The organism is Endozoicomonas euniceicola (assembly GCF_025562755.1).
Lineage (GTDB): Bacteria > Pseudomonadota > Gammaproteobacteria > Pseudomonadales > Endozoicomonadaceae > Endozoicomonas_A > Endozoicomonas_A euniceicola.
The window spans coordinates 2,657,855-2,673,915 of record NZ_CP103300.1 but is presented as its reverse complement, the minus strand read 5'-3'; the positions used below and the strand labels follow the sequence as shown (position 1 = coordinate 2,673,915).

Here is a 16,061-nt window from a genome sequence, read left to right as displayed (position 1 = left end):
AAGGCTCTATCGACCGCCAAAACAGTCAAATGAGCCTTCATTGAGACGACGGCTAAAAGTTACTGCGGCAGGTTACGTACCAGCAAAGACATCTCATCTGGCTGAACACCTTCCGGTACAGGAATTTTTACCTTATGACCGGAACCCGGTGCCACCGAAACGGATTCACCGTGTTTGTTTTCGATGTTATCCAGAGTGAAGGCAATATTTCCCTTGGGTGTCATCAGCTCCATGGTGTCACCGGTTTCGAAGCGGTTCTTCACGTCGATAGTGGCTTTCTGTCCGTCGAAGTCGAGGATATCCCCGACAAACTGCTGCTTGCTGCCACGGGAGTTGCCGGTTTCATAGTTCTGGTATTCGTCGTGAACATGGCGACGATAGAAACCTTCGGTAAAGCCACGATTAGCCAGGTTTTCCAGCGTATCCATTGCACTCCTGTCAAACGGGCGACCTGCGGCGGCGTCGTCGATGGTTTTCCGGTAAACCTGTGCAGTACGGGCAACGTAGTAGAACGACTTGGTACGCCCCTCAATTTTCAGGGAGTGAATGCCCATATCCGTCAGACGGTGGACATGCTGTACGGCACGCAGGTCTTTGGAGTTCATGATGTAGGTGCCATGCTCATCTTCAAAAGCAGGCATGTATTGATCAGGACGACCTTTTTCCTGCAAAAGCACAATCTGGTCGGTGGGTGTGCCCTGTCCCAGCGTTGGCTGAACCGTTTCAGCCGTTGCTAATGGAATCACTTCACCCGTGTAGCTTTCTGTTGCGGCATGGGGCTGATACTCCCAGCGGCAGGCATTGGTGCAGGTGCCCTGGTTAGGGTCACGTTTGTTGATGTAACCGGACAGCAGGCAGCGGCCTGAGTAAGCAATACACAGGGAGCCGTGAACAAACACTTCAATTTCCATTTCCGGTGCTTCTTCACGAATTTCCTGAATCTCATCCAGAGACAGTTCCCGGGACAGGATAATGCGCTCAACCCCCTGCTTCGCCCAGAATTTAACGGTGGCAAAGTTAACCACGTTGGCCTGTACCGACAGATGCACAGGCATATCCGGCCAGGTTTCACGCACCATCATGATCAGACCCGGGTCCGACATAATCAGGGCGTCCGGCTTCATCGCGATCACCGGTTCCATATGTTTCAGGAAGGTTTTTACCTTGCTGTTGTGAGGCGCGAGATTGCTGGCGAGATAGAACTTCTTGCCCTGAGCGTGCGCTTCGTTAATGCCGTTCTCAAGGTTTTCCAGCTTAAAGTCATTGTTGCGAACACGCAGGCTGTAACGAGGCTGGCCAGCGTAGACAGCGTCAGCACCATAAGCAAAGGCGTAACGCATGTTTTTCAGGGTGCCAGCGGGGGAAAGGAGTTCTGGTTTCATTGATCTGATTATGCTCTGTTTGCAGGACAGGGGGCGCATTATATCAGCGACAAAATTCGGGGGAATAAGCAGTTTTGCAAACTATTTTGAGAGCAGCCGGGTATGCCCGGCTTTATGTGTCGGTTAAGGTAAACACATGAATCGCTTGCCCGGGATGTGTTAATTACTGGGGAGGGTTTGACGAATAAGCAGTTCAAGCTGATCGAAGCGTTCACGGGTTTCTTGCCTGAACCCCTGAAGGTCTTTTATTGATTCACGGGTTTCCAGCCTGAACGCCTGAAACCCTTTAATCCATTCACGGGTTTCCTGCTTGAATTCCCGAAACTCTTTAACCAGTTCACAATGTTGTTCATCAGTGCGCCTGAAGCCTGCATGTGTTGCTTCAGCTAACGCTTTTACACAAGCCGTCAGGCCAGAAACATCCGATTTTAGTTCCGCTACATCATGTTTTAGTTCCGCTACATCATGCTTTAGTTCCGTTATATCACGCTGGTTAGTCAAAGCGATGTTTTTTATATCGGCGCATACTTTAGCCAGACTGTGGAGATTCGCATCCATTTGTGTATGGTGTTCTTCAAGTCTTTCTACTCTTGCTTCAAGGCTCATACTGCACACTTTTCTTGTTAATTGTTTGTTTGCGTAGTGAGCATAGCAGAGATAAACATTGACCCTGCGCTAATTGCATTGTTACAGGTACAAAAAAACCAGACCGGATTGAATCGGGTCTGGTTTTTTTGAGAAACCGTCGATCTTACTTGATCTTGTGTTCCTTGTACTCCACGTGCTTGCGCACAACAGGATCGTATTTCTTGAATACGAGCTTGTCTGGAGTGTTACGCTTGTTCTTGTTGGTGGTGTAGTAGTGACCAGTACCAGCCGTAGAAACCAGCTTAATCTTCTCGCGAATACCTTTTGCCATGACTTATTGCTCCCGCTGTCTTAGACTTTTTGACCGTTGGCGCGCATGTCAGCCAGAACAGCGTCGATGCCTTTCTTATCGATGATGCGCATGCCTTTGGAGGAAACACGCAGGCGTACAAAGCGGCTTTCGCTTTCTACCCAGAAGCGCTTGGAGTGCAGGTTAGGCACGAAGCGACGACGAGTTTTGTTTTGCGCGTGGGATACGTTGTTCCCAGTAACCGGGCGCTTGCCGGTAACCTGACAAACTTTGGACATTATGATGGCCTCTCAAAGCTATCTGTCTAAACAATGATCCAGCCATCAGGCCGGAAAACTAAACTGAATTCCAGAGTCTGCTTATTCCAGCCCAAACAGCCATGAGCCAGAAAATACGCTTTATTAAGCAATAAAACCGCATTTCCTTATTAAATCATGAGCCAGAGCTCTCAGCAGTTACCCTCAAACAAAGATCGGGCTTTATACCAGAGTCAAGCTTTAATCGCAAGTTGGCAGCGAGCGAATTTCTACCTACAACCCCTTGTAAAATGCTGGTCTGGCAAGACATTGAGGCCATCAGCCGGGGATTTATTGTACGGTCGATTTAAGTGAGCAGACCTCTTTCAGCCAGGGACACAATCTGACCCCGACCGACAATCATATGATCCAGACATTTAATGTCAATTAGTTCTAATGCCTGTTTAATCGTTCGGGTGATGCGGATATCAGCCTGACTGGGTTCCGGGTCTCCGCTGGGGTGATTGTGACTGAGGATAACCGCGCTGGCATTTAACGCCAGGGCTCGCTTCAGAATTTCCCGTGGGTAAACCGCCGCTGAGTTGATGGTACCGTAAAACAGTGTTTCCAGAACGATAACCCGATGACGTGTATCCAGAAACAGGCAGGCAAACTGTTCGCTACTCTGCCCCCTGAAATGCATTTGCAGATATTGTCGTGTGCTGTCCGGACTGGTCAGGGCATTGCCCTGCTTTACCCGGTGTTCAAGGACTCGCTGACAAATCGCTAAAATAGCCATCAGTTCAGCAATTTTCGCCTCTCCAAGCCCTTTGAATCGTTTGAGCTGCACAGGCCGGGCAGTCAGCAACGCATCCAGCGACCCAAAGTGGTGAACCAGCGTGCGTGACAGCTCAATCACCCCGATACCTTTGGAGCCTGTTCGTAACAGTATGGCGAGGAGTTCGATATCGCTTAAGGTCTCTGCGCCATGGTTTAACAGTTTCTCTCTGGGGCGGTCAGAAGGCGGTTGAGTGGTTTGGTGTTGTAAGGCAGGCATGAACAACAGGCTCTCCTTGTGAGGTTTAAAACCAGGTTTGATGAATTACGATGGGAAACGAATTGCTATCGGAAGGAGAAGATGAACCCGTACCGCCCTGATCGGGATCATAGCCTGAATCGGTTGTACTGTTTGGCTGGTGGTGCTGAGGAACAGGCGTTAGGACGGCCTGCTCTTGTGGAGTGAGACGAAGCCATCTGTAACGGTTAGTTGTTGATAACCATTCGTAGCCTAGTATTAGCGGTGATCCCGAATGGATGTATTCAAGCAGGTCAGCCTGGTTTGCAATACCACTTGGTAAATGCTGTTCTTGGTCGGTGCTAATACTATACGCTTCGTAGCGATTTCCGTTTGGTTTAGATGAAGAATAAATCAACACGATTGGTCTGTTGAGGTAGCAAGCGAGTAATTTGAGATAAGAAAATATAGATTTTGCTGGCTGTTCTTCTGCTTCGTAGCTTTTATCAGAAAACATGTGGATATGCTCAGCCATTTGATTGACCGTTATATTTTCCGGAGCTAGTCCCTGTTCATTAAGAAAAGTCAATAAACGTTGTATTCCAGGCTTGTTTACCCCGCTGAGCGACATTTGTAGAAATGCATTGGCAGTGGTTGGAATGGGTTGTTCTTCAGACTGATCATCTTCAGGCAGAACATCATTTTCTACTCTTTCATGTGTTGCTAACAGATCAAACAGATGATCAAATATTTCGTAATTAAATCTTAGTTCTCGTATAAGTTGCATTGTTGCACTCTCTAAATGCACGGGATTAACAGGATCATTTATATTGTGTAGTTCCATTATCAGCGCAGGTAACAGGCTGTCTTCTGTTTCATTTTGAAGGGGCAAACTTTCGAAGAGGGCATGAACTAAATCATAATCATTTTCCCAATGCCGGTTCAGTTCGTTATCAGGTCTGATCAGTTGTAGCTGTCTTAGTGGATTGGGAGCATAGGCTCCCTCATTTTCAGTCGTTCTGTCCAGAATAGGGTTTATAAGTCTTTGTAGTTGACGAGCCTGACTGCGTCTTTGAGCCAGAATATCGGGATCAGGAGATTGTCCTCGTGAAATATGGAATGTTAAAAAATTGTTTAGCCGGATATATGCAATGCGCTGAATAAAAGCAATATTGAATGTTAACCAAAGGCGTTGTTCATTGACATTGTTGCTTGAAATATAAGTTTCTAACAGCTCGTTATAGTTATCAGGAAAAAGACTCAGAAGGTGGCCAATCAACTCATCATCATTCATAACGTGAGCTACCAGAACAGCCCAGACAAATGCAAAAATAGCATCAGGGTTAGTGCCAAAGTCAAATGTATGAGCTAAAAGTATTATTTTCAGGTGGGGGTTATGCATTTTAAAAAGTCTATGAAACTTTGCCAGAAATAATGATGTATCTATATCAGTTGTGCTATTTGAAAGTGCCTCTTCAGAAAGCATGTTGGTAAAATGGAAAGATGGAGGCACGTTGTTATCACCTAATATGAAAATCAGGGGTGAACCGGTCTGCATTAAAGTGGGAAACTGGCCGATCAGTTTAAGCCATAGTTTTATTTGCTCTGAAAATAAGATTTCAGCATCGTCGTTATAATATATTTCAGAATTTATCACTTGAGCTGTTGTTGGTTCTGACGATGATGACTGGGGTTGTGGTGCTGGATTTACCCTTAATGGATTTCTTACAAATATTTCACGTATCGCTTTTTCCAGCTCTTTCCGTATATAATGCGCAGTTTTTTCAGGGTTTTCATAATTAACAGAGTTCTTGAGGAACTCACGGTATTGTGAGTCAGGGGTTTTAGCTATCAAATTGCCTTTTTTGAGATTACATTTGATAGCTAATTTGATTTTATTTATCTGACGCTTAAATTCTTCAAACTTTATTTTTTTTCTAGAAAGATGCTGTTCTTCGGGCTGTTCAGGTTGTTCGGGTAATGAACTTTCTGTTTTCTTTTTCTTTTTCTTTTTATTGCGATTTTTTTTTGTATTTTGTTGTACGATTGTATTTTTCTCCAGATTGCTTAGAACCTCATTGCTATTTGATTGGTCTTGAATCGGGATAATGGTTTCTTTAGTTGTACTTTGTTGCTCGTCATCCTGACTCTCTTTACTCTGCTCTGACTCGTCAGGTGTTATCTGGGCTGAACTAACGACAGCTTCTGCTTGATTTCCCGGGATCTGTGGAAACGAATCATTCAATGTCGCCTGAGAGGCCTGCTCTGATGCCTGATGAAGCAATTGCAGTTCTCTCAAATAGGCGTTGTTTTTCTCTGCCAGCGCATTATTTTGTGTAGTCAGTTCATCGACTTTTTTATTCTGGTCTTCAAGTGTTGTAGATGTCCGGTCAAGTTGCCTGTTCAGTTTAGCAATCTTTTTCTGGTCATTCTGAGCCTGCTGGTGATAATTTTCAATTTGACTGAAAAGGTTATTATTTTCCTTTGCCTGCTCATTATTTTGCTTAGTCAGTTCATCGACTTTTTTATCCTGATTTTCAAGTGTTGCAGATGTCTGGGTAAGTTGCCTGTTCAGTTTAGCGATCTTTTCCTGATCATTCTGGGCCTGCTGACGATAATTTTTAATTTGGCTGGAAAGGTTATTGCTTGCCTTTGCCTGCTCACTATTTTTCTTAGTCAGTTCATCGACTTTTTTATTCTGATTTTCAAGTTTTGCAGATGTCTGGCCAAGTTGCCTGTTCAGTTTAGCAATATCTTTCTGGTCATTCTGAGCCTGCTGACGATAATTTTCAATTTGGCTGGAAAGGTTATTGCTTGCCTTTGCCTGCTCACTATTTTGCTTAGTCAGTTCATCGACTTTTTTATCCTGATTTTTAAGTTCTCTGATCAGTTCAGCAACTCTGTTCTGTTCATTCAGAAGCTGCTGGCGATAATCTTCTGCGCTACTGCTACTGGAAGGCCTTTTAGCCTCCTGTTGTTGAGGGTTTTGCCCATGCGGAGTGAAGGGAGTTACGGATGGGTTTTGTAGAACCGCTATTCTACGGTCATAGGTTGTCGGGTAAGCTTGAACCAGAGAGGGCGTTGGTGTGTTAATCAATTGGGTATAAGGGATGGGATAGGTTGGCTGTTGTGGTATGGGTATGGTAATAAAATAGATTTGCTCGTTAATCTCCAGACTGTATTGCTGCTGTTGTTGTGTGTTGTGAATTGTTAAATCTAATCCGTAAAAATAGCCGTCCAGCCTGCTTCTCACAACAAGTTTTGCACACAATTCTCCTCCCCTGTTTCCTGCTACATCGAACTTGTCAATGAAAAAATCAGCTGGCAGCTGTAGTCGCTGTCCATTAGTTGATATGCCAAAGTTGTACCGGAGTTCTTCCGAATTATAGGCACTAAGGTATGAACTGGAGAAAAGTGCTGAAAAAAACAGCAAAAAACGGAATTTCATATTTTTTTACCATTTAAGCATTTTTTGTTTGAGTCTTTTAACAATATTCTTATTGCTTCTTTTAGCGTTTTTTCTATGTCTGGTTTTGTTGTTCAGAGCATGTTGCAAGCGCTGCCAAAGCAAAATATCTAGTTTAGAATCCGTTCGACCCAAAATAGATGATTTTTGTTACGTACAGTTCATGAGATGCCATCTTTTGTCTGCGAGGAGAGAATACAAAGTAGGATAACGACTGTTATCTTTCGATTATTTCAGCCAAAATAACGCGGCCAATATTCTGTACTAACTTTTCAGGAACCTCCATGCAACGCTTATGCAATAAACGGGTTGTCCTCGGCGTGACCGGTGGGATTGCCGCCTATAAAAGTGCTGAACTGATACGATCGCTCTGTAAGCTGGGAGCCGATGTCAGGGTTGTGATGACAAAATCAGCCTGCGAGTTTATCACCCCGCTGACACTCCAGGCTCTTTCCCATAACCCGGTACACCTTGATCTGCTCGATACCGACGCAGAGGCTGCCATGGGACATATTGAGCTGGCAAAATGGGCGGATATTGTTCTTGTGGCACCGGCTACGGCTAATTTTATTGCACGTCTTGCAGGCGGTCAGGCTAATGATTTGCTGACAACACTGTGCCTGGCAACGGCAGCGCCAATTTGTCTGGCACCCGCTATGAATCAGGGCATGTGGCGTGATGTCACCACCCAGGAAAATATTGGCAAGCTGGCGGAAAAAGGGCTGAAAATATTTGGTCCGGCCGATGGCAGTCAGGCCTGTGGTGATATTGGTCCCGGTCGTATGCTGGACCCTGAATTGATCACCCTGCATACCGCAGAAATGTTTAAGCATGATATTTTCACGGGGCGGAGTGTATTGATCACGGCAGGGCCAACCCGTGAAGACATTGACCCGGTACGATATATCTCCAATCACAGCTCTGGAAAAATGGCTTACGCGCTGGCAGAAGCCGCAGTAGAAGCCGGTGCCCGGGTGACACTGGTGAGTGGCCCCGTGAATATAGAGAAGCCAGGCCGGGTAAAGACTATTGATGTTGTCAGCGCTCAGCAGATGCATGATGCCGTTCAGGAGAATATTGAAGGCGTAGATATTTTTATTGGTTGCGCAGCGGTAAGCGATTATCGTCCGGTTGAGATTCTGAAAGACAAGATCAAGAAAGACCCCAATAATACAGAAGAAATTCTGGAGCTCAAGCTGGTGCGAAATCCGGATATCGCTGCTTCTGTCGCCGCGTTGGACAGTGCGCCTTTTGTGATTGGCTTTGCCGCTGAAACCCGTAATGTCATTGAGTATGCGGCCAACAAGATGCAGAAGAAAGGGATGAACATGATTGTCGCCAATGATGTTTCCGATAAAAGCATTGGTTTTTCCAGTGACGTGAATGAAGTCACCATACTGGCTGAAGGCTTGCAGAAAACCCTCCCAAGAGCTTCCAAGAAAGTATTGGCCCGTAAAATTTTGAGTGTTGCCTCTCGTGGCTATCACCAATGGAAAAGAGATCAGGAACAATGAGAACCATCAAGACCCGTATTCTGGATAACCGCCTGGGTAATGAGTTCCCAATGCCAGCCCATGCCACCGATGGTTCTGCGGGTATCGACCTGCGTGCGTGCATCAATGAAGCACTGACTCTGGAGCCCGGACAGACGGAACTGTTACCGACCGGAATGGCTATTCATATTGAAGACTCTTCCCTGGCTGCTATGATTCTGCCTCGCTCCGGGCTGGGCCACAAACATGGCGTTGTTCTGGGCAACCTGGTCGGGCTGATTGACTCCGACTATCAGGGTCAGCTGATGGTATCCTGCTGGAACCGGGGCAATACCACCTTTACTGTTGAGCCGGGCGAGCGTATTGCCCAGCTGGTACTGGTGCCCGTGGTTCAGGCTGAGCTGGATATTGTTGACAGCTTTGAAGAAAGTGACCGGGGTACAGGTGGGTTTGGGCATACCGGCAAGCACTGATCAAAAATAAATCTTTATATATGTTCAGTTGAATAATATTGACTTCAGGCCGTGTACTATTCCAGTTGAAATGAATTAAAGTAGCTGTTCATTTTGACTGGTGATTCAGACAATAAGCAGTCATAAGGAACAGGCGACCATGCCCCCGGCAACGATGACAGAAAAAGTAAATTTTCAGGACAGGGCGCTGGTGCTGACCGAAGCGCTGCCTTACCTCCAGCAGTATGCTGGCAAAACCATTGTCGTTAAATACGGCGGCAATGCCATGGAAAACGATGAGCTGAAGCGCAGCTTTGCCCGCAGTGTGGTGTTGCTGAAAGCCGTTGGTATTAACCCGGTGGTGGTGCATGGCGGTGGTCCGCAGATTGGTGAAATGCTGAATCGACTGAACCTGGAAAGCCGGTTTGTTCAGGGCATGCGAGTGACTGACTCCAGCACAATGGACGTTGTTCAGATGGTGCTTGGCGGACTGGTCAACAAGGAAATTGTTTCCCTGATCAACAGTAATGGAGGCCGGGCTGTCGGCATTACCGGGAAAGACGGTCGGTTTATTCGGGCAAAGCGTCTGAAAGTGACCCATAAAACTCCGGAAATGACAGTACCTGAAATCATTGATATAGGACAGGTGGGTGAAGTGGAGTCTGTTGACACCAGCATTGTCGAGATGCTGCAACACTCTGACTTCATTCCTGTCATTGCGCCCATTGGGGTCGATGATGCCGGTGTCTCGTACAATATCAATGCCGATTTGGTGGCAGGTAAGCTGGCCGAAGCCCTGAAGGCAGAAAAGCTACTGCTACTGACCAACACCCAGGGATTGCTGAGCAAGGATGGCGAGTTGTTAACCGGTCTGAATGCAGAACAGGTTCAGGCCCTGATTAATGATGGCACCATTTATGGTGGCATGTTGCCCAAAATTCAGTGCGCCCTGAGCGCTGTCGGTAATGGGGTTAACACAGCACTGATCATTGACGGGCGAGTGCCCCATGCATTGCTGCTGGAACTGTTAACCGATCAGGGCGTTGGCACCCTGATTACCGGAGAACACGTGGAGACGGTATCTGGCTGTAATGGTTAAACCACAAAAAATTTCTCGCAAAGATCAAATCCTGCAATCTCTGGCACATATGCTGGAAACATCACCGGGAGTTCGAATCACTACTTCTGCCCTGGCTAAGGAAGTCGGCGTATCAGAAGCGGCCCTTTACCGGCATTTTCCCAGTAAGGCGAAAATGTTTGAGGGGCTGATCGAGTTTATAGAGGAAACCCTGTTTTCCCGCATTGCGTTGATTATGGACGATGAGCCGGAAGGCCTGAAGCGCTGTGAAAAAATTCTGACCTTGTTGTTAACGTTCTGCGAACGCAATCCGGGACTGACCCGAATCATCAATGGTGATGCTCTGGCGGGTGAGCCAGACCGTCTGCGTCATCGGATGATTCAGTTGTTTGACCGGCTGGAAACCCAGATCAAACAGATTTTGCGTGAAGCGGAGCTCAATGAAAGCCTGCGTACCCGGTCAACCGTTGGCACTACCTCCAACATGATTCTGGCACTGGCCGAAGGACGCATCAGCCAGTTTGTACGCAGCGAATTTAAACGCAAGCCTACCGAGCTGTGGTTGGATCAGTGGCAGGATGCGTCGATCGTCGTCTTTCGATAAACGACATTTTGCTGTTAGCTGTTAGCTGCCCGTTTCCCGCTGTTCATATCCCCAGCAGCGGGCAACGGGAAACGAAAAGCGAACACAGCTGAAAACCTTTACATATCGAGCCCCTGATCATTCCCCCCGATAATACGGCACGAAATAAAATAATCAGGGGGAAGTGTATGAAGAAGTCTCTGCTGGCTGTAAGTATCAGCGTATTGCTGGCCAGTTGCGTTTCTATTCCAGATAAAGCAACAGAAGATGGTCAGGTAAACGACCAGGTTGAGATAACCGCTGCACTGGGTGAACAGGAGAGCCGGTTAACCTGTAACAGCAAAAAGGGTTCAGAGCTTTGTGACCTGCGTATTTTCCATATCATGACCGAAGCGTTTGTCGATGGTGACCCGGCAACAGGGTTTGGCGATGGTTATGGCACCAGCCATCATCATGGAGACCTGGTGGGCGTCACTCAATCCCTTGATTACATCAAAGCATCGGGCTTTAACGCCATCTGGCTAACACCGATTTTCCACAGCGCACCAATGGCTGATCAGAATGTCTGGGCTGACAAGCTGGATGCAACGGGTTATTTCGCCAGTAACTTCTTTGCGATTGATCCTCGTTTTGGTTCCATGGACGATGCCCGCACATTAGTTGAGGAAGCCCATAGCAGAGGGTTGTACGTTTTCTTTGACGGAGTGTTCGGACACTTCAAAAACAATGCAAACAACTACCCTTCCCCTTCGGGTCTGACGTTATCTGAGGGTGGTAAACCTCAGGCCGGTGTTGGACGTGAGGCGATTTATCCTGAGGATCTGGATTTCTTTAAGGAAGTAGCGACTTATTGGATCAAAGAGCTGAAGATTGATGGCTGGCGCCTGGATCAGGCCTACCAGGTGCCTGTGGCGTTCTGGCCGGAACTTCGAACTGCGGTTGAGGAGGCGTCACAGGCCGTCACCTATGAAAACGACCTGGGTGAAACCGTTCATCCTTTAGGTTACATGGTGGGAGAAATCTGGAACGATGCCGGTTACATTGCAGAAACCGGTTATGGTACTGAAGAGGCTCCTGCCCTCCATTCAGCGTTTGACTTTCCTGTAAGAACCGCTGTCGTACAAACCTTTGGCAGTGACAAGGAAGGTAACCATGGTCGTCCGGCTACCCACCTTGCCAATGCCATGGCTAAGTCTGTCAATTACCCTGATCATGCGATGCCGAACCTGATGCTCAGCACCCACGATGTTCCCCGTTTTGGTAACCTGCTCAAGCGCGCCAGACTGGCAGACTATGGTTCCGAAGATTACTGGGCCAGGCATCGTGCTGCCATGAGCTTTATGGCGGCTTATTCCGGTCCACTTACGTGGTTGTATAACGACGAAATCGGCGCGCGCACGGAAGGTTTCAGCCAGCCGGTTTCAGGCGATACCTGTGCCATGAGAGGGTTGTGCGACGACCATGTTGGTCGAATCTCGGGGCAAACTGAAGTGTCTGAATTGTCTCAGGATGAAGCCGGTTTACGGCATTATTTCAACCAGCTGATGCAATTGCGTGATCAGCACCCGTCGTTGTCCAAAGGTGCCAGAACTCACATTTACTCAGACAACCGGATTTACATTGATCGCAAGGATTTAGACGACGATCATGTTTTGTATCTGGTCAATGTCAGTCCTGAGGATGTGTTGCTGCGGATTCATGGTTCTGCTATCGGCAGTGAAGGCTCTCTGACTGACCTTATGGACGGAACCGTCATTGCGGTTGAGCAGGATGTTTATAGTGTTCGACTGCAAGGGCTTGAAAGTCGCTTCCTGAATATCGAAGCAGCCACTGAAGTCCAGACTGATAGCGGGCAAGTGTCGACTATAACAGACGATATGGCTCGTTGTGATATTCCGGATGCCACAGGCGCAGGGCCTCTGGGTAAAGATATGTGGATACGGGGCAGCTACCGGGGTGGCAACAATTTCATGGCGACTCCGGATAGTCAAAAATTCCGTTTTAAGGGGGATAACCTGTATCAGGTGGTGGTGAATGAACCGGTTTCTACCGCTTTTTCATTCAAGTTTGCCAGCTCAGGGTGGAGTCCGGAAATGGCGGTGAAAGGTTCGGCACCCGTACAGTTGGGGGTTATACAGGACATGGCACCGGCATCGGGCTATGGCACAGAGTCCAGCGTTGTTATTCCTGAACCCGGCGAATATGTCTACAGTTTCAGAATTGACCCTGACGGGCGATCCGGAAGTATGTACATAGGTCGCTGTCAGTAAGTACTTAGGGGCGCAGCATTCAATAACTTACCGGGCTGTTGGCTTTTGGCTATTAGCTGCTCATACAGCCAACCGCCAAAAGCCAAAAGCCAACAGCCAACAGCCAACAGCCAACAGCCAACAGCCAACAGCCAACAGCCAACAGCGGTATATTATGTTCTGCTGCTTCCCTTAAACAGCAAAAAAAGGCTTCCTGTGTCGTACGGGAAGCCTTAAAAACAGTGTCGTTTATTCGACGCCGTACTGTTCACGATAAGCGCGAATGGCCGGCGCGAACTGCCTGAACGCTTCCTCATCTTCGACATAGCTCAGCAGGTCTTTCAGTTTAATGATGCTGATGACCGGAATATCAAAGTCACGCTCCACTTCCTGAATCGCTGACAGCTCACCCTGACCTTTTTCCTGACGATCCAGTGCTATCATTACAGCGGCAGGTTTGGCATCAGAAGGCTCAATGATCTGCATGACTTCACGGACAGCAGTTCCTGCACTGATGACGTCATCGACAATGATCGCGCGGCCTTCCAGAGATGCACCTACAATATTGCCGCCTTCGCCGTGATCCTTCACTTCCTTGCGGTTGAAGCACCAGGGGACGTTACGCCCATGCTGTTCAGACAATGCCACCGCTGTAGCGGTTGCCAACGGAATGCCTTTATAGGCGGGTCCAAACAGAATATCGAATTCGATTCCGGAATTAACCAGTGCCTGAGCATAGAACTTGCCCAGCTTGCTCATGGCTTCTCCGGTTTTGAAAAGACCGGCATTAAAAAAATAAGGGGACTTACGACCGGACTTAAGTGTAAATTCACCAAATCGAATAACTTCCTGTTGCAGGGCAAACTCGATAAATTCTCTCTGGTAATCAAACATTGGCTATTCAACCTGTTCCATATTGGTTAATGGCTGTGCATTTTATTCGCCGTCAGGCTCCATGTATAGCGCTGGGTGAGCCTATTGATGTTCATGAGTGATTTTAGAGGTAAATACTTTTTATTATTTACTTTTGCTTATGGCTGTTTAGGAACCTGACCGAGAATAGTGCCGAAGCGAGGATGGCAGAAAATTGAAGATAAAAATTTGGTTTTGTGAGGAGAATAGCGAGCTATTTGATGAGCAAAAGTGAATTTTCAGACCAATTCGCTGCCGCCGAACGACGGCATGGATGCCGGAGTTAGAGCAATGCAGGAGTAGTTGCCGGTAGGGCTGTCTATTCTCGGACAAGCTCCTGGTAAGGAGCCGCATTTATGCGGATAAACATTGTTTTGCCGAACCTGTATCATTTGTTGGATACAGTTCCCCCATTTTTTCCTGATACTGCCTATTTAGACCGGTTGAATTTGATCGGCAGCTGGTTTTAACCAGAAGTGTTAAGACCAGAGTGCTAAGCCGTATCAGGCAGGTCTGTCGCAAGCAATGACGGTTAGGTGTTGCTTGTCAGACTTTTGCTTTATGTCCGCAGCGTCTATGACCCGGACAAGGTGTAGTCAATAATGAGAGTTATCAGTTTCAATTGCGAAGGCATTAATAACGCGCGAGAAAAAGGCCTGTTCGATTGGCTCAATGAGCAGGATGCCGATGTTATCTGTCTGCAGGACATCCGTGAGGATGACTATACGATGGAGCAGGACCGGTTCCAGCTCGATGGTTACTTCTGCTATGCCTATGGCGGCTATCAGAGACCAGATCGTGGCGGTGTTGCCATTTATACCCGTCAGGCTCCAAAAGCGATTATCAGTGGCCTGGGCTTCCCTGAAGCGGATGAAACAGGCCGTTACCTGCAGGCGGACTTTGACAAGATCAGTATCGCCAGCCTTTACGTTCCGGAAGGTCACGACGACGAAAGCCAGAACTTTAAATACCGTTTCCTGGACAACTATTCCCACCACCTGAACAAGCAGCGTCGTAAGCGTCGTGAGTTTATTATGGCGGGTACCTGGAACATTGCTCATCGCAAGATTGATGTTGCCAACTGGCGTGAGCAGGAAGAAGTGTCCGGCTTCCAGCCTGCAGAGCGTGGTTGGATGGAAGGCTTGCTGGGTGATATGGGTTTCCACGACGCTTATCGTGAAATGGATCGTGAGTCGGGCAAATACAGCTATTGGGAAGATGATTCCCTGCGTAGTGACAACATGGGTATTCGTCTGGATTATCAGATTATTACCGCCGGTATGCGGAGTCGTGTTCTGAATGGCGGTATCTACAAGAACCAGACCTTTTCCAAACACGGTCCGGTGATCATTGATTACGACTGGGAGCTGAGCCTTTAAGGGAAGCCGAAGACAAGAATACCCTACCGCTATCCCCGCTTGCGACAGCCGTTGCAAACGGGGATTACGGTTGAGTAACGGCACTTATACTATGCTGCGTCATTTAGCAAAGTATTTCTGCGAAGTATTGTTGATAATACCCATCTGAGTTTACTGCTACACCACCTGCTAAAACGATTAGAGGGCTAACGATGCCGGGCTTATCTATTGAAAAAGGTACCTTACTTAGCGGTTTTGGCCTGATCTCCATGAATGTCAAAGATATTATCCTGAGCTTTATCAGGGAGGATCTGGCAAAGTTCAACCCAACGCTTCTCGACGATAGCAATATGTACGCTGGACGCAGTATACACCGCCAGATGCAAAGGGATTTTGTTGGTACCGAATATACCATTGGCGGTGAGACCATAAAGACACCCGGTGGTGATGGTTTCAGTGGTTCCAGGCAGGTGCTTGCCCTAATGGAGAGGCCGGATCTCGCCTGGCTGAAACACGCTATGCCAGAACTCTCCCTTTTTTTCCATCAGGGCATGATAGCTGCCATTATGATAGCTCAGAATCAGGCAGCCGGTAAGGATGGGGGCTGGCATCTGGCAAGTGGTGAATTACTTAAAATAGACATGTTAAGTTTTGCACCGATACCAAGCCCTGAATTGCCTGGTTGTCAGTTTATCATTCAGGCTGACCGACGCGTGGTTGTTCAACTCAGTGGCAAAGCCAGCCTGGTTGCTACTCAAGACTACGGCCTCTTAGTTCTCGATCCTGACAAAAGCTTCTTTAACGCCAGGTTTACCTACCACGTTACAAAAAGTGCTGGTGAACCTCTTTTTGTGGTTCCTATGATTCCTTCTAGACAGGATAAGTACTGCTTTGAGTTTCATGTTACTGACCTTATTGGCTAAAGCTTTGCCGCGTGCC

At 47.5% G+C, this 16,061-nt stretch carries 14 protein-coding genes; 7 read left to right on the top strand and 7 right to left on the bottom strand.

Features of this window, described 5'->3' with window-relative positions:
- Positions 1–59: 59 nt before the first annotated feature.
- The 6 genes from trhP to NX720_RS10270 form a co-directional block, all read right to left on the bottom strand.
- Positions 60–1,382 carry a prephenate-dependent tRNA uridine(34) hydroxylase TrhP gene (trhP, locus tag NX720_RS10295; protein WP_262601021.1) on the bottom strand — a complete coding sequence of 441 codons (1,323 nt, stop codon included), beginning with the start codon at positions 1,380–1,382 and terminating at the stop codon, positions 60–62.
- A 159-nt stretch (positions 1,383–1,541) separates the two neighbouring features.
- Positions 1,542–1,988, bottom strand: coding sequence for a hypothetical protein (locus tag NX720_RS10290; RefSeq protein ID WP_262601020.1), 447 nt, complete (start codon positions 1,986–1,988; stop codon positions 1,542–1,544).
- Between the two features lie 145 nt (positions 1,989–2,133).
- Positions 2,134–2,301 carry a 50S ribosomal protein L33 gene (gene rpmG / locus NX720_RS10285; protein WP_034879088.1) on the bottom strand — a complete coding sequence of 56 codons (168 nt, stop codon included), beginning with the start codon at positions 2,299–2,301 and terminating at the stop codon, positions 2,134–2,136.
- Between the two features lie 20 nt (positions 2,302–2,321).
- On the bottom strand, positions 2,322–2,558 hold the full coding sequence (gene rpmB, locus NX720_RS10280) for a 50S ribosomal protein L28 (RefSeq protein WP_262601019.1): 237 nt from the start codon (positions 2,556–2,558) through the stop codon (positions 2,322–2,324).
- A gap of 325 nt (positions 2,559–2,883) precedes the next feature.
- Positions 2,884–3,573, bottom strand: a complete 690-nt coding sequence (gene radC, locus NX720_RS10275) for a RadC family protein (protein WP_262601018.1) — start codon at positions 3,571–3,573, stop codon at positions 2,884–2,886.
- Positions 3,574–3,598: 25 nt separating this feature from the next.
- Positions 3,599–6,979: a hypothetical protein gene (locus NX720_RS10270; protein WP_262601017.1), complete on the bottom strand. Its 3,381-nt coding sequence runs from the start codon at positions 6,977–6,979 to the stop codon at positions 3,599–3,601.
- Positions 6,980–7,281: 302 nt separating this feature from the next.
- Between NX720_RS10270 and coaBC the strand changes: the two genes are divergently transcribed.
- The 5 genes from coaBC to NX720_RS10245 all read left to right on the top strand — a co-directional run bounded on the left by coaBC (position 7,282) and on the right by NX720_RS10245 (position 12,873).
- Positions 7,282–8,511, top strand: a complete 1,230-nt coding sequence (gene coaBC, locus NX720_RS10265) for a bifunctional phosphopantothenoylcysteine decarboxylase/phosphopantothenate--cysteine ligase CoaBC (RefSeq protein ID WP_262601016.1) — start codon at positions 7,282–7,284, stop codon at positions 8,509–8,511.
- On the top strand, positions 8,508–8,963 hold the full coding sequence (gene dut, locus NX720_RS10260; RefSeq protein WP_262601015.1) for a dUTP diphosphatase: 456 nt from the start codon (positions 8,508–8,510) through the stop codon (positions 8,961–8,963). The genes coaBC and dut overlap by 4 nt, the downstream gene beginning before the upstream one ends.
- Before the next feature lie 154 nt (positions 8,964–9,117).
- Entirely contained in the window at positions 9,118–10,041 is a 924-nt protein-coding gene (gene argB, locus NX720_RS10255) for an acetylglutamate kinase (RefSeq protein ID WP_262601014.1), read from the top strand.
- Entirely contained in the window at positions 10,034–10,624 is a 591-nt protein-coding gene (slmA, locus tag NX720_RS10250) for a nucleoid occlusion factor SlmA (RefSeq protein ID WP_262601013.1), read from the top strand. The genes argB and slmA overlap by 8 nt, the downstream gene beginning before the upstream one ends.
- Positions 10,625–10,791: 167 nt before the next feature.
- Positions 10,792–12,873, top strand: a complete 2,082-nt coding sequence (locus tag NX720_RS10245; protein WP_262601012.1) for an alpha-amylase family glycosyl hydrolase — start codon at positions 10,792–10,794, stop codon at positions 12,871–12,873.
- A 228-nt stretch (positions 12,874–13,101) separates the two neighbouring features.
- Here the strand turns inward: NX720_RS10245 and pyrE are convergent, their stop codons facing one another.
- The gene (gene pyrE / locus NX720_RS10240) at positions 13,102–13,746 is read right to left on the bottom strand and encodes an orotate phosphoribosyltransferase (protein WP_262601011.1); all 645 of its coding nucleotides are present in this window, start codon (positions 13,744–13,746) and stop codon (positions 13,102–13,104) included.
- 620 nt (positions 13,747–14,366) lie between these two features.
- Here pyrE and NX720_RS10235 point away from each other — a divergent pair.
- Positions 14,367–15,143, top strand: a complete 777-nt coding sequence (locus NX720_RS10235) for an exodeoxyribonuclease III (protein WP_262601010.1) — start codon at positions 14,367–14,369, stop codon at positions 15,141–15,143.
- A gap of 191 nt (positions 15,144–15,334) precedes the next feature.
- A complete protein-coding gene (locus NX720_RS10230) occupies positions 15,335–16,045 on the top strand; it encodes a hypothetical protein (RefSeq protein ID WP_262601009.1) in 711 nt (236 codons plus the stop codon).
- Positions 16,046–16,061: the final 16 nt, after the last annotated feature.